Consider the following 23203-nt stretch of genomic DNA (forward strand, 5'->3'; position numbering starts at 1 on the left):
TATCCTCTTAAACTGTTTGTCTGTTTAATATTTAAATGCTGTGTTTTACTGTTAGTCGCTTCTCGTGACAGAGTCTTACTTCGCTCTTTCTTCAAGAATCGCGACAGCAGGTAGCTCTTTACCTTCTAAAAATTCTAGGAAAGCACCGCCACCTGTCGAAATATATGAAACCTTATCTTTAATGCCGTATTTATCAACCGCCGCTAGTGTATCGCCACCACCTGCAATTGAAAAAGCGTCGCTCTCTGCGATTGCTTTTGAGATAGCTTCTGTTCCTGCGCCAAACTGATCGAACTCGAACACTCCAACGGGACCATTCCAAACGATAGTTTTCGCTTCTTTCAATACTTCTGCTAAGTGCTGTGCCGATTTTGGGCCGATGTCAAATATCATATCATCGCTAGCAACTTCATCGACTGACTTGGTTTCAGCAGCAGCATCTTCTGCAAATTCTTTACCCGTCACTACATCGACTGGCACCGGAATTTCACCACCTTTAGCTTTAGCTTGCTCAATCAGTCGCTTAGCCTCAGGAATTAAATCGTTTTCACACAACGATTTGCCTACCGGCTTATCAGTCGCAGCGATAAAGGTATTAGCGATACCACCACCAACTATCAGCTGATCGACTACGGTCGATAGAGATTCTAAAACCGTTAGCTTGGTAGAGACCTTAGAACCGCCAACAATCGCCACCATTGGACGTGCTGGGTTATCTAGCGCTTTGCCTAATGCTTCGAGTTCGCCTGCTAATAATGGACCTGCGCACGCCACCGGTGCAAATTTGGCAACGCCGTGAGTCGAGGCTTGTGCACGGTGCGCCGTACCGAAAGCGTCATTAACGAATACATCGCATAAATCAGCGTACATTTTCGATAAACGCTCATCGTTTGCCTTTTCGCCAACGTTACAACGCACGTTTTCGAAGACCACCACTTCCCCCTGCTCAACCTCAACACCTTCAAGGTATTCGCTGACTAAACGAACCGGAACATCTAACAGCTCGTTTAAGTAATCAGCTATCAACGCCATCGAGTCTTTTTCCGTCAAAACACCTTCGGTTGGACGACCGCGGTGTGACATCACCATGACTTTAGCGCCTTTTTCTAGGGCTAATTTAATGGTCGGTAAAGACGCTTGGATACGCACGTCACTGGTGATCTTGCCATCTTTCACAGGTACGTTTAGATCTTCACGAATAAGAACGCGCTTACCTTCTAGATCTAAATCGGACATTCTCAAAACATTCATGTTTTAGAACCTATATTCTTTAATCTTTATCGTTTATTTAAACGTGTCTTTAAAGTACAAAAAGACTTTCCGAAAAAAGTCTTTTGTTTTAATCCAGCATCGTCTTACATTCTCAGTGTTTAAGAGATAGTTACTTGGAAGACGAGGCTTGGCTGATTTTAGAATGCGTAGCGTACATTAGTACGTGAGCATCGAGAAAATCAGCCGTAACGAAGTATTACGAGTAACTAGCCTTAAACACTCATCATCTTGATAGCGACATCAAGCATACGGTTACTGAAACCCCACTCATTATCATACCAAGTAACCACTTTAACTAAGTTACCGTCCATAACACGAGTTTGACCTGCGTCGAAAGTAGAAGACGCTGGGCTGTGGTTAAAGTCGATAGATACTAGTGGCTCATCGTTGTAGTCAAGCACATGACCGTCTGCTGCTTTCTGTACGATTTCGTTAATTTCTTCAGCCGTTGTATCGCGACCTGCAGTAAACGTTAAGTCTACGCAAGAAACGTTGATCGTTGGTACGCGCATGGCGAAACCGTCCATCTTGCCGTTAAGTTCTGGTAGTACTAAACCAACCGCTTTAGCTGCACCTGTTTTTGTTGGGATAATGCTTTGAGCTGCGGCTCGCGCACGACGTAAGTCTGAGTGCTGGTTATCGATTAGCTTTTGGTCGTTGGTGTAAGCGTGGATAGTGTTTACGAGACCAGACTTAATACCTACTGTGTCGTTTAAGACTTTCGCTAATGGCGCTAAACAGTTTGTGGTGCACGAAGCATTTGATACAACGCGGTGCTCTGGCTTTAAGATGTCGTCGTTTACGCCGAATACTACCGTTGCGTCAACGTCAGCAGCGCCTGGAGCTGAGATCAATACTTTCTTAGCGCCACCTTTGAAGTGTTTAGATGCGCCGGCTTGGTCTTTAAATACGCCTGTACATTCGAATACAACGTCTACGTCTTGGTCGCCCCAAGGAATAAGCTCTGGGTTACGCTCAGCGTATAACTTAATTTTATCGCCATTAACGATTAAGTGATCGCCGTCCGTTGAAACGTCTGCGTTGAAACGACCATGAGTCGTGTCGTACTTAGTTAAGTGTTTAGTGGTTTCAGCTGGGTGCGAAGAGTTGATGGCAACAACTTCGATACGGTCACGGTAGCCGTGCTCATAAATTGCGCGTAACGCTGTGCGACCGATACGGCCATAACCATTAATTGCTACTTTAACTGTCATTTTCTTCTCCAAAATTTCGATTCTTTGGCTTTATTGTTCATCATTCTAAGCAGGTCAGCTCCACAGCAAAAAGCCCGTGGGTGCTTCCCGACTCAAGACGATTAATCCAATAAGCCACCTTCGTCTAACATGTCTTCAGCTACAGCAACAACGTTCTCAACTGTAAAACCGAAATGCTCAAATAAATCTCCTGCCGGCGCTGACTCACCAAAGCTTGTCATGCCAACGATCTGACCTTCTAGGCCTACGTACTTGTACCAGTAGTCTGCAATTGCCGCCTCGATAGCGATACGAGCAGGAACATCTGCTGGTAACACGCTTTCTTTATAAGCCGCGTCTTGCGCGTCGAAAGTATCGGTCGATGGCATTGAAACCACACGAACCTGCTTACCTTTAGCGCTTAACTTGTCAGCCACTTCTACCGCTAAACCAACTTCTGAGCCGGTTGCGATCAAAATTAATTCTGGGCTTTCTTTGCTGTCTTTTAAGACATACGCACCTTTGGCGATGTTCGCTAATTGCTCTGCATCACGCTCTTGGTGCGGCAAACCTTGTCGACTCAAGCTTAGAGCCGTAGGTCCGTCGCGACGTTCGATAGCCGCTTTCCAGGCAACTGCAGTTTCGACCGCATCACACGGACGCCACACAGAGCAGTTTGGCGTAGTACGCATGTTCGCCAACTGTTCGATCGGCTGGTGCGTCGGGCCATCTTCACCAAGACCAATAGAATCGTGAGTGAAGACATAAATGGCTTGTTGCTTCATTAGAGCGGCCATGCGCACGGCGTTGCGCGCATATTCCATGAAGATTAAGAAAGTACCGCCGTATGGCAATAAACCACCGTGTAGCGCCATACCATTCATGATGGCGCACATACCAAACTCACGTACACCGTAATAGAGGTAGTTGCCGCTAGCGTCTTTCGCCGTGATGCCTTTTGACTGCTCATTGATGGTTAGGTTTGATCCGGCCAAGTCCGCTGAACCGCCTAACAACTCTGGCAATAGTGGTGCATAGGCGTTTAACGCCATTTGTGACGCTTTACGGCTAGCTACCGTTGGGCCTTCTTCTTGCAACTGCTTGATATATTTATCAGCTTCTTCCGCAAAGTTATTCGGTAAACGCTTATCCAAGCGACGCTTAAGTTCGTCGGCAAGTTCTGGGTGTGCTTCGCGGTAGGCGATGAACTTTTGATCCCAGTCACTTTCTAGCTTTTGACCTGCTTCACGCTTGTCCCATGCTTTGGCGATATCTTGTGGGATTTCAAAAGGCGCGTGTGGCCAGTTCAATTCTTTGCGTGCTAACTCGATTTCATCGTCACCTAGCGGCGCGCCGTGACAAGACTCTTTACCTTGCTTATTTGGTGAGCCGAAACCGATAACGGTGCGACAACAGATTAAAGTCGGGCGCTCGCTATCAGCTTTTGCTTCTTCGATAGCTTTCTTGACCGCTTCTGGATCATGGCCATCAACGTCTGAAATCACCTGCCAGCCATAAGATTCGAAGCGCTTCGGCGTATCATCAGAGAACCAGCCGTCAACTTCACCATCAATCGAAATACCGTTGTCATCCCAGAAAGCGACTAGCTTCCCAAGACCCAAAGTACCTGCTAGCGAACATACCTCATGAGAAATACCTTCCATCATGCAGCCATCACCCATGAATACATAGGTAAAGTGATCGACAATATCGTGGCCTGGGCGGTTAAATTGTGCCGCTAGCGTTTTTTCTGCGATAGCGAAACCGACCGCGTTAGCGATGCCTTGACCTAATGGGCCTGTCGTAGTTTCAACGCCTGGTGTATAGCCATACTCAGGGTGTCCTGGCGTTTTCGAGTGTAGCTGCCTGAAATTCTTAATATCTTCGATGCTAACATCGTAGCCTGTAAGGTGTAACAAAGAATACACCAGCATTGAGCCATGGCCGTTCGACATCACGAAACGGTCGCGGTTGACCCAGTCAGGGTTGCTTGGATTGTGGTTTAAGAAGTCGCTCCAAAGAACTTGAGCGATATCAGCCATCCCCATTGGGGCGCCAGGGTGACCCGACTTGGCTTTTTGAACAGCATCCATACTAAGGGCGCGGATGGCGTTTGCTAATTGAAAACGACTCGGCGTGTCATTACCAGAAGTGGGCATCGAATCTCCTAAATAGATATGAGTAAGGCCAGCAATTTTTAGGGCGCTTATTGTCTCAAACCGCGCTCAGCCAATCAAATGAATTGGGCGTTTTTTATCCAAATTAACGGTTTTTTGGCTACGTTTACCTCAGAAAGTTGTTTTTTAGCCCATTCTAAGTGGCTTACTCTTCGCCCATATCTTCGATTATCGCGTCTAAAGTATAATTTGGATCGGTCAATATCGCTTCCATTTCCCAGGGTGGTACTGGTTTGCTAAAAATATAGCCTTGGATTTCTTCGCACTTCATATCTCTCAGGGCTTTAACCTGATAAGGCGTTTCAACACCTTCAGCCACCACTTTAATACCCAAGTTGTGCGCTAGGGTCACGATCGAGGCCACCAATTTTTTATCACGCTCCGAATCCTCTAAGTCCCAAATAAAGGCACGATCGATTTTTAAAGTGTCGATAGGAAAATCTTTAAGGTTTCCGAGCGAGGAGTAACCCACTCCAAAATCATCCAGTGCAAGACTACTGCCCATTTCTTTTAGCGTCTGCATTTGCTGTATCGAGTGCGCTAAATCCTGCATCACCATGCCTTCAGTGATCTCAAACTCCAAATCCGTCGCCTCAATTTTGGCGATATGTAATGCCGTTTTAACCGTTTCCCATAAGTTTTCATGATAAAACTGGACGGCCGAAAGATTTACCGCGATCTTGCCATCATAAATACCACGATTTTTCCAATCTCTTAATTGTAGGCAACTCTTTTCAATAACCTTCTGGCTGATGGCAATAATGTAGCCCGCTTCTTCCGCTAGGGGTATAAACTCGCCTGGCATAACTAGGCCTCGGTTTGGATTACGCCAACGTACCAAGGCTTCCATGCTAGTGACCCGCCCCGTTTCTAGGCTAACTTTAGGCTGATAAAAGACCACAAACTCATCCTTTTCAATGGCTTGGCGCAATTCGCTCTCAAGGTTAATTCTTAGTTGTGCCTGTTCATTCATCTGGCGAGTATAGAATTGGTAGGTATTCTTGCCTTTCTTTTTAGCGTAATACATCGCCATATCCGCATTTTTTAGCAACTCTTCCGCACTATCACCGTTTTCTGGATACATCACGATACCAATACTTGGCGAGACTAAGACTTCCGCGCTTGGTAACGATAATGGCTTTGCGAAATAATCCAATATGGCCTGTGCGTATTTAGCAGGCTGACTCCAGGTGTCTACATCGGCAAGTACCACGGTGAACTCATCGCCACCAAGTCGAGCTACAATGCCATGATTTTCTGCGGTTATTTCCAGCAGTGCTTTCGCCACACGGGTTAGCAACTCGTCGCCCACACCATGACCTAGCGAGTCATTAATGCGCTTAAAGTTATCTAAGTCGATAAACAATAAAGCATGCTGATCGGCTTCCCCTGAAAGTGCTAACACTTCCTCAAAACGCTGTTTAAAGCTGTTGCGGTTACGTAAGCCAGTGAGCTGATCGACTGTCGCCAAACGGCGCAATTCCTTCTCTGCTTTTTTGCGGAACGTAATGTCTGAGAAAACACCTACATAGTTGATGATATTGCCATCATTGTCTCTAACCACGTCAATATTGATCTCAATCGGATAGACTTGGCCATCTTTGCGCGTCGCCTCTAATTCACCACTCCAGCGCCCCTCAGAGCCCAATGCTTCTTTTAACTCATCGATGAAATTATCAGCGGTGTTGACAACTGCCGACTCACGAATCTTGCGCCCAATAACTTCTTCCGGCTCAAAGCCAGTGATTTTAGTATAAGCCTTGTTGACCACAATATAGTTGTAATCTTCATCCAAAATCCAAACGGCGTCTGAAATATTATCGAATGACTTTACAACCATACTAAGCTGTTGCTCAGTATCTTTCAGATCGCTAATATTTTTTAAAGTACCCGCCATTCGAAGCGGCTTTTTGTTTTCATCTCGTGCCACAACCTTGCCGCGGTCTAACACCCAAATCCAACCACCGCGTTCATTGCTAATGCGGTAAGTACTTTCAAAGTGTAGTGACTTACCTTCTAGGTGCGCGTTAAGCGCCTGCTTTACATAGGGTAAGTCATTAGGGTGTATGTTTGAGTTAATCTCTGAATAACCACTCCGTATACCATCTCTCGGGAAATCATAAGGCCACTCATTCGACAGGTGTAGAGCACCAGTTTTCACCTGCCAATCCCATAATTCATCGCCACTGCCCCACAGCGATAACTTCAAACGCTCTTCACTCTCAGCTAATTGTTGAGCAGCAGATTGTCGCTCTCTTAAACGAGCCCAAACGAGGTAAGAAAAGGCCAAAATAATTAGGCCTAAAATAAAGCCATAAAACGTATAAGCCAACGGTGATAGTAGAGCCAACGTTTTAACTTCAACTTCAATGCCCGCAGGCTCATCACTCCAAATTCCATCTTTATTGGCTGCGTAAACCTTAAAGTTATAATCGCCTGGCTTTAGGTTGGTATAGGTAACACGGCGACTTTGTGCATCCGTCTCAGTCCAATTTTCGTCGTAGCCGTCCAACTTATAGCGAAAACGGTTACTCCAAGGATCAATATAATTAAAGGCTGAAAAATCAAAACTCACCGCAGTATCTTCGGGATATATCGTGACCTTGTTTGCGATATGGGGCGGCTTTTCTAATCGTTTACGCTTCTCACCCTCAACTTCTATAGATTTATTGTTTACCAGAATATCCGTTATCACCGGCAGTGGTGGCTTTTCGTCTCTGGTGTAATCTTTTGGATCGAAGTGAATCAGTCCATTCATACCACCGAGCAATAAATTACCAAAACGATCTTTACCCGTTGCACCGGTATTAAACTCGATGATGGGTTGATCTTCGGTTTGAATAAACTGGCTCATGCGAAAGTCACTCGGCTCTATGCGGTATAAGCCGTTGCCAGTTCCTGCCCAGATAATTCCCGAGTCATCAAGCATCAATGAGTAAACTGTTTCGTGCAAGTTACTGATCTGGCTATTCAACAAGGTATGCTTCTGGGTAATTAAGTCCACCACCACTAGGCCATGACCAAAGGTGCCGATCCAGATTCTTGAGTTTTGATCTTGATTCAGGCTAAATACAACGTCTTGCGCTTCTTCAGGGAGATCGCTAAATAAGTTTTCCAGCGAGACAAAGGCTTCATTCTTTTTGCTAAAACGATAGACCCCACTATCAGATCCGATCCATAGATAATCTTTATTTTTGCGGTCTTCAAGTAAAGTATTGATTCTGTTATCACGGTGATAATCCACATCAATTAGTCGATACTTTCTCACCGAGTTATCGTTACTCAATCGCCACAAGCCTTTCTTAGTGCCTAACCACAGGTAGCTCCCATCATGGTACGCGGTTAAGAAGTAATCCTGTGGGTCGCTACTCTCGTAGACTAGCTTGAAGCTGTAGGTTAACTCATCAAATATCCAAACGGACTGGCTAGACACCAGATAACTTTGACCAGCACCGATGCTAATTAATTTGTTAATGCTCTTGCCCTTCAATCTTTCGGGCAGAGTAACATCGACAACCTTTGCACCATCATTGGTGCGTTTTAGAACAGTAAAGCCACCGGTCGCGCCACCAACAATCAAATGGTCGTAGCTGGTTGCCAAGACCGAATAAACAATTTCAGAGTTGAGTTTCCCAGCCTCGCTATCTCTACTGTTGTAATAATGAAACTTAATCGCATGAGGATTAATTTTATTAAGGTATGCGGATGAGCCAATCCATAGAATATTACTGCTGTCTTGGAATAGGCTGTTAATACGATTGTTACCAACAGAGCCTGGTTCGCCGTGAATATGGTGATCAATGACTCGACCACCTTTCACAGCATAAAGCCCCTTATTCTCCGTTCCAATCCAGAGTCTATTCTCAGTATCAAAATAGATTTTATTTAATCGATATTCGCCTGCTTCTAAACCAAGGCTTTGCAAATTTACTTTAGTAAAACTACGATCAACATGATCATATTGCATTAAACCGAACTCAGAAGATATAAACCACAATTTGCCACTGGGGCCTTCAACCATTGACTCTGCACTGCCTAAATTGTTGTCTTGTGGATTTTTGATAATTTCGAAGTAGCCCAGAGCTTCGCTGTAGAGCGCTAAGTCTCCACGTGTCGTCATTAGCCAAGCGCGCTGCCTGCTATCGACTAAGATGTCTGAAACCTCATTCAGCGCCGCGGGGATTCTGCGGCTTTGCATTATAGGAATGGTACGAAAACCGTTTATGCTCGGGTCATAATATGAAGGGCCACTATAAGTACCGATCCAGACGCCGCCATTATCGTCAGTGGCTATGCTTGATACATAATTATCAGCAATTGAGAAAGGTTCTTGTGCATTATGATAAAAGTTGATGATGCTACCGGTGTCTTGTTGTAATAGTGCCAGTCCATTCTCGGTGGCTATCCACAAGTCTCCATTTTTATCAATTTCAAGATCTTTGATTCGCGTACTAGGGAGTTCGCTGTTTTGTTTGTTGTATACTTTAACGCTGTAGCCATCAAAGCGATTGAGCCCATCCTGGGTACCAATCCATAGGAAGCCGAACTTATCTTCAACAATAGAGGTCACTGTGCTTTGCGATAATTGGCCTTGCAGCAACCCTGTTTCTGAAACTTGTGCCCGCGACACAGTTCCAACGGTGCATACAGCTAGTAGGCACCAGAGTATTATCGACAAAAAACTCACAGGTTTTATGGACATTTAATTCCTTATAGGTAGTCGACTACCGTTTATTCTAGAGCTTAGTTTCAACTAAATAGCTATAAAAATCAAAACTTGAAGCCTTAATTTGTCATGCTAGATATATTATCATCAAAGCTATCACTTATAACATCGAGTTACTTATGAAAAAAGTTGCAGTGGTTTTATCCGGATCGGGTGTTTTTGATGGCGCTGAAATTCATGAAAGCGTACTGACACTTTTAGCACTCGAGAATCGTGGTCTTGAGTACCAATGTTTCGCACCTAATATCGAACAAATGCACGTCATCAACCACCTAACAGGCGAGGTCGCTGAAGGTGAAACGCGCAATGTTCTGGTCGAGTCCGCGCGCATCGCTCGTGGCAACATTAAAGACTTAGCCGAAGCTAATGCTGATGATTTTGATGCGGCTATCCTGCCAGGCGGCTTTGGCGCGGCTAAAAATCTTTCAGACTTTGCAGTTAAAGGCAGCGATTGCACGGTAAACCCAGAGCTTGTCAGTTTTATCAAAGCTTTTGCTAAAGATAAAAAGCCGGTTGGATTCATGTGTATCGCGCCAGCTATGTTGCCGCATATTTACGGTCAAGGCACTCAACTCACTATCGGCACTGATGAAGATACCGCTAAAGCCATCGAGGCGATGGGCGCCGTTCACCAAGCTTGTCCGGTTGGAGACATAGTGGTTGATGAAGCGAATCAACTGGTGACAACGCCAGCTTATATGCTTGCTTCGAGCGTTTCCGAAGCGGCAAAAGGCATTAATAAGCTGGTCGATAAAATCGCAAGCATGCTTAAATAAGCTGCTTGTTACTTTTCTTGTAAAAAACGTTTCAAGTTTGCAAGGTCGCTAATAGCTGGGAAACATTGGCGTTGGCGACAGCAATAAGCCCGTAAAGTCTGCTCCTCGCCTGGCTTTGCGGGAAATTTTGTTTCAATCTCCGCATCATTAGCGCCATGCTCAATCGCAAAAACCCAGCGGTTTGGATTTAACCCAGTGGTTAAATACTCTTGCCATTGCGGAAGCTCATAGCCTTCCCCGCGAATAACCCACAACTCTATTCCCTGTTGCCATACCTCTAATAAACGTACTGCTGACGCATATTGCACAGGCGCGTTCACCGCTTCTGCTCGAGCCTTGATGAGACTTTTCTCCACAAACTCCAACCACTCCATATTGCCAGTGAGTTCTGCCACAACCCAAAGCGCCTCAAGCGCCTGAATCGAGCTGCTGGGCATAACATCATCACTCCAACTCTTATGGCGGGTGATTACTTTTTGGTGGTGGTTTGCCGTAAAATAGAAGCCACCCTCTTCCTGATCGGCAAACTCTTGCCACAAAGTGTCACAAATTTGCTTGAGCCAACTCCAGTCGACCTGAGTAAATCTGTCCGAAAGCGCCAACAACAAGCCCTTAGCCAAATAACCATAGTCATCAAGAAATGCTTCTTGGTAAGCTTTGCCGTCTTTATAACAGGCGTATAACTGCTTATTCTTCCACACCTGATGGCGCATAAAGCTTTTACAACCGTTAATCAGCTCATCGCTAACCGCTTTACTTCCGGCTCGTTTCGCTTCGAGCAACCCCTGCAATGTTAATGCGTTCCAGCTGGTCAACAGTTTGTCGTCGCGGAACGGCAACGGCCGTTTATCACGCACCAGCTTTAGCTGTTGTCGCGCCGACTCTAATAGTATGGGCGCTTGTTTCTCATGGACTTTTAGCTTTTTTGCGACCTCTCGCCAATCTTCCCGTGCAACCAAGTGCCACTGGCCTTCAAAATTCGCCTTTTTCTTCAGACCATAATAATGTGTGGCAATGACTCGCTCAGGCTCAGCTAAAAATTTAAACTGTTTTGGCTGCCAACTGTAGTAAGCCCCTTCGACACTTTTACCCGACTCATTCTCACTGTCAGCATCTAACGCTGAATAAAAACCGCCTTCTGGCGCTAACATTTGCTCTTTGAGCCAGTTAATAGTCAGGTCGACCGCTTGCATCAGTTGACCCTCGGCAAAATAATGCCCAGTCGCCGCCACCAAGCTCAGTAACTGCCCATTGTCGTACAGCATTTTTTCAAAGTGCGGAATATCCCAGCGCTCATCGACGCAGTAGCGAAAAAACCCGCCTGCTAAATGGTCGAATAAGCCAAAATGACAAAAGCCCTTGGCGGTATTGAGCACTGCCAGCTTTAACTCCTCAGCTTGCTTATCGGTCAGCGCCTGACTGCCTAGGAGCGATAGACTGGCGCCCCAGATAGCTGGCTGTGGAAACTTTGGCGCTCCTTCCATTCCGCCATAACGCTTATCGTGATGTTGCAACACACTGTTTACAAACTCTGGCGCCAAGCTTTCGGTGCTCTCTCCTTGTGAACTTCTAGTTCCAGTGGCAACGGTTTGTAGAGCATGGCTCAAACGGTCGTTTTGCTCTGTAATTTCTTCTCGCTTTTGTTGAAAGATGCGGCTGATGTTTTGCAATAGCTCGGTAAATGCAGGCAGACCGAACTTTGGCTTTTTAGGAAAGTAGGTGCCGCTAAAGAACGGTACTAATGTTTTTGGATCTAAAATAGTGGTGAGAGGCCACCCGCCTGCTTGACGATTAAGAAGCTGATGCGCCAACTGATAAGTCTTGTCCAAGTCAGGACGCTCCTCGCGATCCAATTTAATGTTTATAAAGTGTTCATTCATCACTTTAGCCACATCGTCGTCCTCAAAGGATTCATGCGCCATCACATGGCACCAATGGCATGAGGAATAGCCCACAGACAATAAAATTGGTTTATCGAGCTCCTTAGCTAAAGCCAAGATCTCATCGCTCCATTCTTGCCAATGCACGGGATTATCTTTGTGCTGAAGTAAATATGGGCTGCTCGCCTGTGCCAATTTGTTGTGCATACCATTCTCAATCATGTGACTACCTATCTGTCGCTTATATCTGGGCAAATTAAAATCAAAACGCGCTTGAATCTTGCCAAAGCTGAACCCACAGTATACAGTGATTTCAAGCCATTCGATGCCTGTGTGATCTTAATCATTTAAGCCCTTGGAACGGTTCAAAACCGCCCTATTACAACTTTGATATCACACACGCCTAGATAGCCTGAGCCACTGCACTGCTTGATTAACAAGCATGGCATTTTTTCTAATGATTGCAACCGACACAACTAGAATTTAACACTATGACGCTATCTTTTTTGCCACTGATTCATTGGATTGCCCTTGGCTGGTTTATAACTTGCTGGATTGGCTACACCTATTTTGCACGTTATAAGCAAAGGAACTGCTCAACTATTGCCAATCAGTTAGAAGCGAATCGTATCGAATGGTTACAGCGCATGATTAAGCGCGAAATGCGCATGGCGGACATCAGTAGCATCGGAATCTTGTCACGCAACGTGACTTTTTTTGCTTCCACGACCATTTTCATCATTGCTGGTCTGCTAACCGTCTTGGGCTCGACCGAGCAGGTGATTCCTCTGGTCGAAGCATTACCTTGGATTGAGGTGGATTCGCGAGCATCGTGGGAGCTAAAAATTATTATTTTAGTTATCACTTTCGCCTATGCATTTTTCAAATTCACCTGGTCGATGCGCCAGTATAACTTTGTCACAGTGCTTTTCGGCGCCGCACCTGACTCCAACGACACACAACAAGACCGTGATATTTTTATAAAACATACAAATTGGCTGATGGGGCGCGCATCGCACTCCTTCAACTTTGGCCTTCGAGCTTATAGCTTTGCCTTGGCTACACTGGGCTGGTTCTTTAACCCTATCGTGTTTATGTTAGCTTCGGCTCTAGTCGTTTGGGTGCTTTATCGTCGCGAGTTTCGTTCTGCGACCTTGGCGGCTCTTTATAATGCGAGCCACCACAGCAATGAGAAGAAAATTGATGAATACGGTTTATAACGCTTTGAGGTAATTGATAACTTCAGAGAATTTCTTAACGGTCATGGTGCTACGCGCATCTGTGGCGTATTGGCCCTTGACCACGACTGTTGGCACGTACTGAATACCATAGTGCTTTGCTAGCGCTTCGGCTTGGTCAATGCGCTGATATAACACGCGATCTTCCAATAATTCGATAACGTCTTCTTTATCAAATCCAAGTTCGATGATAGCGGCGAATAAAGCCTTTTGATCGGTAGGATCTAACGTTTTATCTTCTACTTGTTGTTTCAGCTGATTCCAAGCTTGTGCATCACCACCGAGAATCTCGATTGCATAAAACGCCTTAGCCGCTGGGCGCCAGTTTTGGCGCGCAATTAAAGGCACTACTTCAAATCCCTCAAGGTCTGCTTCTAATTCTTTCTCGATCTTTCGACACGAATCGCAGCCGAGCCAAGTAAAATACAGGTTGTCATCAGTTGCCACCGCAACCTCATCAACCTTCTTTATTTTCCAATAGTCCTTACCCTCTTTAAATTCGGCGAGGCCGCTGTGACTCATCGCTAACAAGCCTAGCGTGGCGATAATTGAAGCTAATTTAGACATAGAACCTTATCCTGTGACCTTTTCTAACAGTATATACGTTTATTAAAGGTAATAAAAAAGACGACCTAAAGTCGTCTTTTTACCTTGAACCTAATGTTTGTTGCAAGCGTTTAACGCTAACCGATTAATGCAAACCTAATAGGAAGTGAGCTACCGCTTCGATTTGTTGATCCGACATGCGGATTGCGATATCGCGCATAATACCGTTAGCATCGTTGCTACGCTCGCCATGCGAGAATGCTTTTAATTGCTTAATCGTATACTCTGGGTGTTGGCCAGATAGTGCAGGATAACCCGCTGTGTTTAAACCGCTACCTGTGGCGCCGTGACAAGCACTACATGCTGGGACTTTACGCTCGGCATCACCTTGGAAGTAGATTTTTTTACCTAATTCCAAAAATTCTTTTTTTACCGCACCCATTTGCGTTTCTTGTGACGCAAAGTATGCTGAAAGATCAGCAACATCTTCATCGCTTAAGTTACTAACCATTGGAGCCATTGAGGCGTCATAACGACCTTGGCTTTGATCTTTGGCACCCGCTTGGAAGTCTTTAATTTGCTTCTCTAAGTACTTCTCACTCTGTCCGGCTAGTTTTGGCCACATTGGGTTGCCACTATTACCGTCTTTCCCGTGACATGCTGCACAGGTATTGGCCAGTTCAGCACCCTTTGCCACGTCTCCGGCAAAACTTGGGGTACTCCACGCTACAAAAAATAAAGCAAAAATAGCTAACTTTCTCATTAGGTTACCTACTAAAATATAAAATCTATACGCGATGCCGTCACCGCCAATAAAATAAAATCGAAAAGCTCGGTGAATTATAGGGAACTAACCGTTAAAATGCCAATACCCTAAGGCAAAAAATCCATATTTATGCACTATCAAAAAGCCAAATACCTGCTTGGCGCGGCTAAAATCGACCAGCTCCCGCCTGACGAGGGGATTGAAGTTGCCTTTGCAGGTCGCTCAAATGCTGGTAAATCCAGCGCGTTAAATACCTTAACACAACAAAAAAGCCTAGCTCGCACCAGTAAAACGCCTGGTCGAACTCAGCTGATTAATGTTTTCACCCTAGACGATAACGCGCGGCTGATTGACTTACCCGGTTACGGTTACGCCAAGGTTTCTGAAAGCACCAAACAAATGTGGCAACAGGAGCTCTCGCGTTATCTCCAAGAACGTCAATGTCTGCGCGGTCTGGTACTACTGATGGATATGCGACACTTCCTAAAAGAAACGGATCAGCAGATGCTCAGCTGGGCCTATGATGTGGGCTTACCTGTTCACTGCTTACTCAGTAAGTCAGACAAATTGAAACAAGGCGCTAAGGCCAAAGCATTAGCCCAGTGTAAGAAGCAACTCAAAGAATTGCACCCTGAAGCTACTGTCCAAGCATTCTCTTCACTGAAAAAACAAGGACTTGACCAGCTTTTAGCTAAGATGGATGCGTGGTACTCTGATCCAGTAGAGAGTGATCCAGTAGAGAGTGATCCAATAGAAACGACTCCCTTAGAGTCGGATTCAGAGTCGGATTACGCTGAGTCTCCGGATACTGTTTCACAGAGCAAATCAGGCACAGAGGAGTAGGCACATGGTAAAACATTTATTTAACATACTTCTGTTGGTTGCCATCAGCTTCAGCAGCCTGGCTGCCTTTGCCGCTGAACAAAGCCAACAGAAAAATGAACAAAAGCCTGAAAAGACCAGTAATTACCAGCCTTTGATCGAACGTTATATACTCGATGAATTAAGGGCGGTCAGGCAAGACCAACTCATATTGCGCGCTGACATGGAAGAAAAGGTGGCACACGCTAAACTGGATGCCTCCGACCGTATTATTCGTTATACGTCAGATACTTTAAACAATATGTTTATTATTATTACCACAGCAGCATCAATACTGGTCTTGATGGGCTGGCGTTCGATGCGAGATGTTAAAAGTAAGCTTAACGAGGTGGTCGAAACAAAGATTAATGAATTGACCCAAGAGTACGAAGATAGACTGGCTGAGCTAGAAGGTAAGTTGCGTAAACGTTCGCAAGAAATCATTGATGCCCAAGAAGATATATCGAAATCCAACGAGCTGCACTCGATCTGGATGCGCGCTGGACTTGAAAATAATCTTCACCAGAAGATTAAGCTTTATGATGAAATTCTCGCCATAAACCCAACGGATATCGAAGCCCTGATCTATAAAGCAGATGCGGCTTACGAGCTGGGGGATTACGAATGGGCCTTTAGCCTTGCTAACCGCGCCATCGACCAAGATGAAGATTATGGCCTCGCCTACTGGCAACGAGCCTGCGCTAACGCCGCCAACGGCGCTACTCAGGAAGCCATCAGCGATATCAAAATTGCTATAGAAAAAGCCCCTAAACTAGCCGACGAACTTGAACGCGAAGCAGCTTTTGAAGAACTTCATAAACTCGAAGAATTTGAAGCACTTAAGCCGCAAATATAATAAGCTAAGGGCTGTTAAAGTAGCCCTACTTTCTTCAATCCTTCGACTAGTCTATCCTTGTTTCCTTCTTGCGGCCAACCTGTAAATCGAAATATTAATTCTCTATTCAAATAAAAATAGAAGGCTGGAGTCCCCCAATAATCGATTTCACTCCAGTCATCATTTGAGTATGCATAAACATAAGGTAGTTTTTCCTCGTTTAGATTAGCTTCAGCCACCTTATCTACATACATTCTCCTGCTATTTGGTATTAACCATAAAGATTTATCGTCCATAACGTCATAGATGTTTTTATTTTTCCTAATAAAGCTTCTTGCATTTTGAGAAAAGTGACATAAAGGATGGCTGACTACTACAACATAGCCTCCTTTAGGCAAAACTATAGAATCAATCATAAGTCTATTACTATAATCTGCAATACTTAATGCCCTCTTCTTATTTAGTTTGTTCGTACTGTCTATAAACTGTAGTCCACTAAACTTAATTTGGGGGAACTTTTTAACTAATACCTCTCTATCTTTAAACATACGTGATTGGATTAAGATACCTTCTAAAGTTAACAACTTAGCCTTATTGGTTTCAACTCCCTCTCTCTTAACTTGCTCTAGAACAATATTATTTAACACTTTAGCTAGCTCTTTAGTTCCCTTATAGAAATGAATAGTATCTATATTCAAATAATATTTACTTAACTGTAGATTGCTATACTTGGGTAGTTCTTCATTAGATAAAGAGTCTCTTAAACATTTATTAAAATAATCTTCCAGAGCTTCTGAAACCCTTACTTTCATTTCTTTTTGAGGAAGTACGGCATTCTTTTTTCTTACACTCTCGATAATATTTTCAATATCGCTTTCAACCTTATCCAAGCTGCTCAACGAGCTATCTCTACAATCTATCTCATAAGCTAAGGCTGTATTAAAAAATGATAAGCTAAAGATAAAAGTGATTATTAATTTCATATAATTTATTAGCTATAGCTGCGATGAACTCATCGCAGCTTATACACTATATATTTATTCTAACAATTACTCGTACAGGCTTTATTTTTACTTGATTCACAGGAGCCTCTTTGGAAGCAATAGTAATCCAATAAAAAATCTCCATCTCCTGGTGTATTCGGCCCTTTACCAAACATAATTATTTTATCTGACTCTGACTCAATCCTTGCCTTTTTTAAGGAAGGTGTAACATGTTGTTGTCCAATCAAGCTTAGTATTTTGTATATCTCTGTAGCAGTCAACTCTAATTCTAAATCCCGATAATCAAAACCTCCCACTCCATTTTCTGTAAAAATAACACTCTCTACAAATCTCTTTTTCGCATCAAGGCTTAACGCATCAAGCGGTGAACGTCTCTGCGCTATAGCTTCCAATGCGTCAAAAGTCTTTGCTGGAGCCAGTTCCCATGCCAACTCTTTAGGCCCTTTATTGTTCAAGTTGTCTTTATCAGCAGCCAGAGATAAATTAGCCAATAATCCCAAAAGCACAGCTATCAATGATGATATAACCACCTTTTCATTAAGTATTACTCCTTCTCTTTAGTAAAACAGTATCAATAGCTTAGTTTTATACATCAATAATTAAATCTCCTCAAATAAATATTTCTGGAATATCCGAGATATGCGCAGTCATTAACGTTTAATGCATAACTGCATTTTGACAGGCATAAAAAAAGGGGTGGTCTGAGGGAACATAGAACCACCCCAAATGTGCAATTCGGCTTGGGGAGGCCAAATCGCAAGTCCCGCTGTAAGGAGGGAGTCGCGGGGAGCACTTCATTGTGCTCAGTTAAATAGACTCCCTTTACGGTAGTTTGTTTCAATAGATTTGTAAGGTTATGTAAAGATCGCAAGAAAGTGTGAAGTTAAGCGGTGTTAGCGACAAAAACCTGCGCCATATCACACTTTAGGTGATAAATAGCGCAAGTTTATTGATTATGATTTTCTGAACTAGTGCGCTTCATCCCAGTTATCGCCGACCCCAACTTCTGCGATTAATGGCACAGACAATTCGGCGACACTTTCCATCAGCTCAGGGATTTTCTTTTGAGCCAGCTCTAAATACTGCTCTTCGACCTCAAACACCAGTTCATCATGAACCTGCATGATCATTGTGATGCCCGGCTGGTCTTGTAGCCATTTGTCCACTTCTAACATCGCGAGCTTGATAATATCTGCAGCACTGCCTTGCATTGGCGCATTAATCGCTGTTCTTTCGGCCGCTTTGCGGCGCATACCGTTCTTTGAGTGAATCTCAGGCAAGTACAGACGACGGCCATAAAGTGTTTCAACATAGCCTTTTTCCGCTGCCTTCTCACGGGTATTGTCCATGTAAGCCTCAACCCCCGGATAACGCGCAAAATAGGTGTTGATGTAATCTTGGGCAGTGTTCCTATCGGCTTCAATCTGCTTGGCAAGACCAAACGCTGACATACCGTAGATTAAGCCGAAGTTAATGGCCTTTGCGTTGCGACGCTGGGTATCGGTAACCTCATCAAGCTCAACGCCAAAGACTTCCGAGGCGGTTGCTGAGTGTACATCCAAGCCTTCTTCAAAAGCTTTAAGCAAGCCTTTGTCCTGTGACAAGTGGGCCATAATTCGCAACTCAATTTGTGAGTAATCCGCCGCTAGAATTTTACAACCTTCAGACGCTATAAAAGCGGTTCGAATACTACGGCCTTCCGCGGATTTGATAGGAATATTTTGTAAGTTCGGTTCAGTCGATGATAAACGCCCTGTGGCGGCAATTGCCTGATGATAAGAGGTGTGCAAACGCTTTGTTTCGGGGTTGATCATCTTCGGCAACTTGTCGGTATAAGTTGATTTCAACTTACTCAAGCTGCGGTTTTCTAAAATTAATTTTGGCAATGGATAATCAAGTGCTAATTCCTGTAACACTTCTTCTGCGGTCGATGGTTGTCCTTTCGGGGTTTTCTTAATAATGGGTAACTCTAACTCTTCGAATAGAATTGCTTGTAACTGCTTCGGCGAGCCGAGATTAAATTCTTTGCCTGCTAACTCATAGGCTTTTGCTTCAATCTCTTTAAGACGCTGCTCAAAGACACGGCTTTTTTCTAATAACAGCGCACCATCCACCAACACACCGTTTCGTTCAACTTTTGATAATACCTTCACTAATGGCATTTCAATATGCTGAAAAACTTGTGCCGGCCCTTCTTCTTTTTGCAGTTCGCCCCACAGCTTTTGGTGAAGCTTCATGGTGATATCTGCGTCTTCGGCGGCATACGGCGAGGCTTTTTCTAGTTCGATTTGATCAAAGGTTAGTTGGTTCTTGCCCTTGCCAGCGATCTCTTCAAACTTAATCGTAGGGTGATTGAGATGCTTTAAGGATAAGGTGTCCATATCATGGCGACTGGCTACCGAGTTTAAGCAATAAGACTCCAGCATGGTATCAAACTCGATTCCGCCAAGCGTAATGCCATAACGTGCTAACACGCTCATGTCGTACTTTAGATTTTGTCCGACTTTTTTAATCTCGTCGCTTTCAAGTAACGGCTTCATCTGCTTTAAGACGTCGTCTCGGTCTAGCTGCTTAGGCACGCCCATGTAGCTGTGTGCTACTGGCAAATAAGCCGCTTCACCATTGTCTAGCGCAAACGACATCCCAACCAATTCAGCTTCCATGTAATTCAAGCTGGTGGTTTCAGTGTCAAAGGCAAAAAGCTCTGATTTTTCAAGTTTTTTCAACCACTTATCTAACTCGGATTGTTCTAAAATCGTTTCGTATTTACTGCGATCAATAGGGGTTTCACCGCTATCTTCATCGCCTTCTAGCTCTTCACCACCTTCTTTTAGGACTTCGGTTAACCAGCGTCGAAACTCCATCTTGCCGTATAGTTCTTTTAACTCTGCAAGGTCAGGCTCTTTAAGCGTTAATTCTTTTGGCAAGAAGTCTAAGTCACAATCCAGTTTAATAGTCGCTAGCTCGTAGGATAGCGGCAGTTGATCGAGCGCCTCGCGTAAATTTTCACCAATCTTGCCACCAATCTTATCGGCGTTTTCAATCACGCCCTGCATTGAGCCGTATTCATTGAGCCACTTCACGGCTGTTTTTGGCCCACATTTATTCACGCCAGGGATGTTATCCACTTTGTCGCCAACAAGTGCTAAGAAATCAATGATCTGATCAGGCTTAACGCCAAACTTCTCAATTACCCGATCATAGTCAGTAATTGGGTTGTTCTTATCCATGGTGTTAATCAATGTCACATTGTCGCTGACCAACTGTGCCATGTCTTTATCGCCAGTCGATATCAAAGTTTCGCGACCTTCTGCACATGCCTGTTTAGCCAAAGTGCCAATAACATCATCAGCTTCGACACCATCCACAACTAACAATGGCAAGCCCATGGCTTCTACGATCTTATGGATCGGCTCAATTTGTTGACGCAGGTCTTCCGGCATCGGTGGGCGGTTAGCTTTATACTCTGGGTATAAATCGTTACGGAAAGTTTTACCTTTAGCATCAAACACCACCGCCATATGTGTCGGCTGATACTCATTGATTAAGCTCTTCAGCATATTGATCACGCCAAATACCGCCCCCGTCATCATGCCCTCGGAGTTTGTCATGCGCTGTAACTGCGGTACATGATAAGCACGGAATAGATAGGAAGAGCCGTCAACTAATATGAAAGGTGTTTGTTTTTCAGACATTGGAATATAAGGTTTTGAAGATTGGTTTAAGTGTAACGTAAGTTGCCCAACAATCCTATATACAAACGATTGCTCATGTCTAAAGCTACAAAAAAGCCCAGCGTTAACTGAGCTTCTATGTTTGCGCTCTACTTACTATTTCTTCTATCTATTGCTTCTGTAATATTCTCGGTTGGCCGCGTTGTGTGATTGTCAGATGTCTTTTTTCGACATCAAACTCAATAACAATATCGGCTAGTGTAAATTTAAACTTGTTGTGTGATATTGGCGTTAATGGGAAGGCTGATTGGCCGGTAGCTTGCGCGTATAACTGACCGTTTTTGATCATAATTTCGATATCTAAGGGAAAGTTATCCGCTTGGTAGGTGCCAACGTATTGCTTTAAGGTCTTTTCAGGCACATTAATCGACTTTTCTTTCTCAGCGTTTGTCACTTTAATAAAGACATCGGCTCGGCCGCCCTGTTTAATTTCGAACATGTCACTGTCGCGATCGAAGCGAATCTCAATCCCTGCTTGTACAAACTCAAAATTATTTTCATCCAACGCGGATAAAGGGAAGCCACCTTGGCCTGTCGCCTGCGCATACAACTGCTTATCGACTAAAGTGATGGTAATGTCTAGCGGGTGTGTCTCGCTCTTATAGTGCCCTTGAAGTGGTTCTAATAGCTCAGGCGCTAAATCAACTACCTTGCCAAACTCTGGAACTGGAACTTCTTTTCCGAAATAGGCATCCAACAATGCTTCATAAACTTTGCGAATATCGTAGTTTAGGCCATTCGTCAGCACTACCACGCTAATACCGGCTTCAGGATAATAGGCCAAATGAGAAACAAAGGCTTCGATGCCACCATTATGCCAATATCCCTGAAGTTCTTTCTCGCCATGCTTATATTTTGTGCCGAAAATGCCTTGGCCATAACCACTCTCCAGCTCTAACATTCTGTCTAAGCTGGATTTCTTAAGTAGCTTTCCCTCAAACAAGCCGCGAATAAATATATCTAAGTCACGAGTCGTCGAAACAATCGCTCCAGCCGAATATGCCACCGACATATCCCATTCTGGCACCTGCTGCCACTTTTTATCTTGTATTTGATAAGAATAAACTTCAGCATTGTCCGTGTTGATACTTTCGCCAAGCAAGGTATTTGTCATGCCTAATGGCTGGTAAATACGTTCCGCCAGTAATTCGGCATAAGACTTATCGGTTACGCGCTCTAGGATATAGCCTAGTAGTAAGTAGTTACTATTACTGTAAGCAGCTTTTTCTCCTGGTTCAAAGTCTGCATCAAAGCTTTCGATTTTTTTGACCAAAACCGCTTTTTCTTGATGCGTCTGATAATAAGTCATAAAGTCAGGTTCATCGGTATAGTTATGAATCCCTGAGTGGTGATTCAGCATATGTCCGATGGTGATTTTTTCGGCATTCGCTACATTGGGGTAAAAGGTTGCTAGCTTTGTCTCTAAACTCAGTTTGCCCTCTTCTACTAATTGTAAAACCAAAGTCGCGGTAAAGGTTTTTGTGATTGAGCCGACTTTATACTTGAGCTGATCTCTCGAAATGGCCACAGTGTCGTCGCTCGGTACTAACGCTCGATGATAAATTTCCTTGCCATCTTGATATAGGGCGATGCTTCCCAAAAGCCTGTCGTGCTCCGCTAGCGCTCCAAAGTAAGGATCTAAAGCTGTCGCCATACGTTGCTTAGCTACATCCGCATTCTCCACAATTTCTATGCTTTTTGTACTAGTAGCTTTCGTTGTAGCTCCTGCGATAGCCGCCGCGCCTGTGGTGACCAAAGTACACAGCAGCGCTAATCGTGCGGCACCCATGATTCCTGTTCTATAGTTTTTCATGCCTAACCTCATGCTCAGTGGTTTTATTCAAGAGTCCAATTTTCTATCAAGGATTTATCATATACAGTGCCTGGCAAAAATCCTAATATTCTAATATTGTGATTTGTAACGAGATCTGTCGCGAAGCAAACTGTCTGCGTCATAAAAATGGATCTTCAACCTAAATTCCAGTATCTTTCTAGGTGTCTTAATTTATTGGCATCTGTTTACTTTTTCCACAGGCAGTCAGATTCTGTGGATAACTTTGTGAAGAAGTTTTGGTTAAAATGATATAAGCCCGATGAAATAGACGTTTTTTGCTTTGGGGAGCAAATAATCAGTATAAAATCCTTTTATAACAATAGCTTAAAAGACCAACTAAAAGCTACACTTTAGAATATAG

At 44.1% G+C, this 23203-nt stretch carries 15 protein-coding genes; 4 read left to right on the forward strand and 11 right to left on the reverse strand.

Going from position 1 to position 23203, the window contains the following annotated elements; all coding sequences use genetic code 11:
• Positions 1–75: 75 nt before the first annotated feature.
• From DL796_RS03305 to DL796_RS03320, 4 genes are all read right to left on the reverse strand, one after another.
• Entirely contained in the window at positions 76–1251 is a 1176-nt protein-coding gene (locus tag DL796_RS03305; RefSeq protein WP_110199944.1) for a phosphoglycerate kinase, read from the reverse strand.
• Positions 1252–1484: 233 nt separating this feature from the next.
• Entirely contained in the window at positions 1485–2486 is a 1002-nt protein-coding gene (gene gap, locus DL796_RS03310) for a type I glyceraldehyde-3-phosphate dehydrogenase (protein WP_110199946.1), read from the reverse strand.
• A 101-nt stretch (positions 2487–2587) separates the two neighbouring features.
• Positions 2588–4624: a transketolase gene (gene tkt / locus DL796_RS03315; protein ID WP_110199948.1), complete on the reverse strand. Its 2037-nt coding sequence runs from the start codon at positions 4622–4624 to the stop codon at positions 2588–2590.
• A gap of 163 nt (positions 4625–4787) precedes the next feature.
• Positions 4788–9344 carry an EAL domain-containing protein gene (locus DL796_RS03320; RefSeq protein WP_110199950.1) on the reverse strand — a complete coding sequence of 1519 codons (4557 nt, stop codon included), beginning with the start codon at positions 9342–9344 and terminating at the stop codon, positions 4788–4790.
• Between the two features lie 143 nt (positions 9345–9487).
• Between DL796_RS03320 and elbB the strand changes: the two genes are divergently transcribed.
• A complete protein-coding gene (elbB, locus tag DL796_RS03325; protein ID WP_110199952.1) occupies positions 9488–10144 on the forward strand; it encodes an isoprenoid biosynthesis glyoxalase ElbB in 657 nt (218 codons plus the stop codon).
• Between the two features lie 8 nt (positions 10145–10152).
• Here the strand turns inward: elbB and DL796_RS03330 are convergent, their stop codons facing one another.
• Entirely contained in the window at positions 10153–12246 is a 2094-nt protein-coding gene (locus DL796_RS03330) for a thioredoxin domain-containing protein (protein WP_110199954.1), read from the reverse strand.
• Between the two features lie 269 nt (positions 12247–12515).
• Between DL796_RS03330 and DL796_RS03335 the strand changes: the two genes are divergently transcribed.
• Positions 12516–13244 carry a DUF599 domain-containing protein gene (locus DL796_RS03335; RefSeq protein ID WP_110199956.1) on the forward strand — a complete coding sequence of 243 codons (729 nt, stop codon included), beginning with the start codon at positions 12516–12518 and terminating at the stop codon, positions 13242–13244.
• Here the strand turns inward: DL796_RS03335 and DL796_RS03340 are convergent.
• Both DL796_RS03340 and DL796_RS03345 read right to left on the reverse strand, forming a co-directional pair.
• A complete protein-coding gene (locus DL796_RS03340) occupies positions 13239–13829 on the reverse strand; it encodes a DsbA family protein (protein ID WP_110199958.1) in 591 nt (196 codons plus the stop codon). The genes DL796_RS03335 and DL796_RS03340 overlap by 6 nt on opposite strands.
• 124 nt (positions 13830–13953) lie before the next feature.
• A complete protein-coding gene (locus tag DL796_RS03345; RefSeq protein ID WP_110199960.1) occupies positions 13954–14571 on the reverse strand; it encodes a c-type cytochrome in 618 nt (205 codons plus the stop codon).
• 132 nt (positions 14572–14703) lie between these two features.
• On the opposite strand from DL796_RS03345, the gene yihA reads away from it, so the two are divergent.
• On the forward strand, positions 14704–15417 hold the full coding sequence (gene yihA / locus DL796_RS03350; RefSeq protein WP_110199962.1) for a ribosome biogenesis GTP-binding protein YihA/YsxC: 714 nt from the start codon (positions 14704–14706) through the stop codon (positions 15415–15417).
• Between the two features lie 4 nt (positions 15418–15421).
• Positions 15422–16291, forward strand: coding sequence for a TPR end-of-group domain-containing protein (locus tag DL796_RS03355; RefSeq protein ID WP_170114204.1), 870 nt, complete (start codon positions 15422–15424; stop codon positions 16289–16291).
• Between the two features lie 14 nt (positions 16292–16305).
• Here the strand turns inward: DL796_RS03355 and DL796_RS03360 are convergent, their stop codons facing one another.
• The 4 genes from DL796_RS03360 to DL796_RS03375 all read right to left on the reverse strand — a co-directional run bounded on the left by DL796_RS03360 (position 16306) and on the right by DL796_RS03375 (position 22821).
• On the reverse strand, positions 16306–17253 hold the full coding sequence (locus DL796_RS03360; RefSeq protein ID WP_110199964.1) for a hypothetical protein: 948 nt from the start codon (positions 17251–17253) through the stop codon (positions 16306–16308).
• Between the two features lie 59 nt (positions 17254–17312).
• On the reverse strand, positions 17313–17804 hold the full coding sequence (locus tag DL796_RS03365; RefSeq protein ID WP_196597945.1) for a hypothetical protein: 492 nt from the start codon (positions 17802–17804) through the stop codon (positions 17313–17315).
• Positions 17805–18242: 438 nt separating this feature from the next.
• Positions 18243–20969, reverse strand: coding sequence for a DNA polymerase I (polA, locus tag DL796_RS03370; protein ID WP_110199968.1), 2727 nt, complete (start codon positions 20967–20969; stop codon positions 18243–18245).
• 148 nt (positions 20970–21117) lie between these two features.
• Positions 21118–22821 (reverse strand): serine hydrolase domain-containing protein, encoded by a 1704-nt coding sequence (locus DL796_RS03375; protein ID WP_170114205.1) that lies wholly within the window; start codon positions 22819–22821, stop codon positions 21118–21120.
• Positions 22822–23203: the final 382 nt, after the last annotated feature.

The organism is Kangiella spongicola (assembly GCF_003194565.2).
Classification (GTDB): Bacteria; Pseudomonadota; Gammaproteobacteria; order Enterobacterales; family Kangiellaceae; genus Kangiella; species Kangiella spongicola.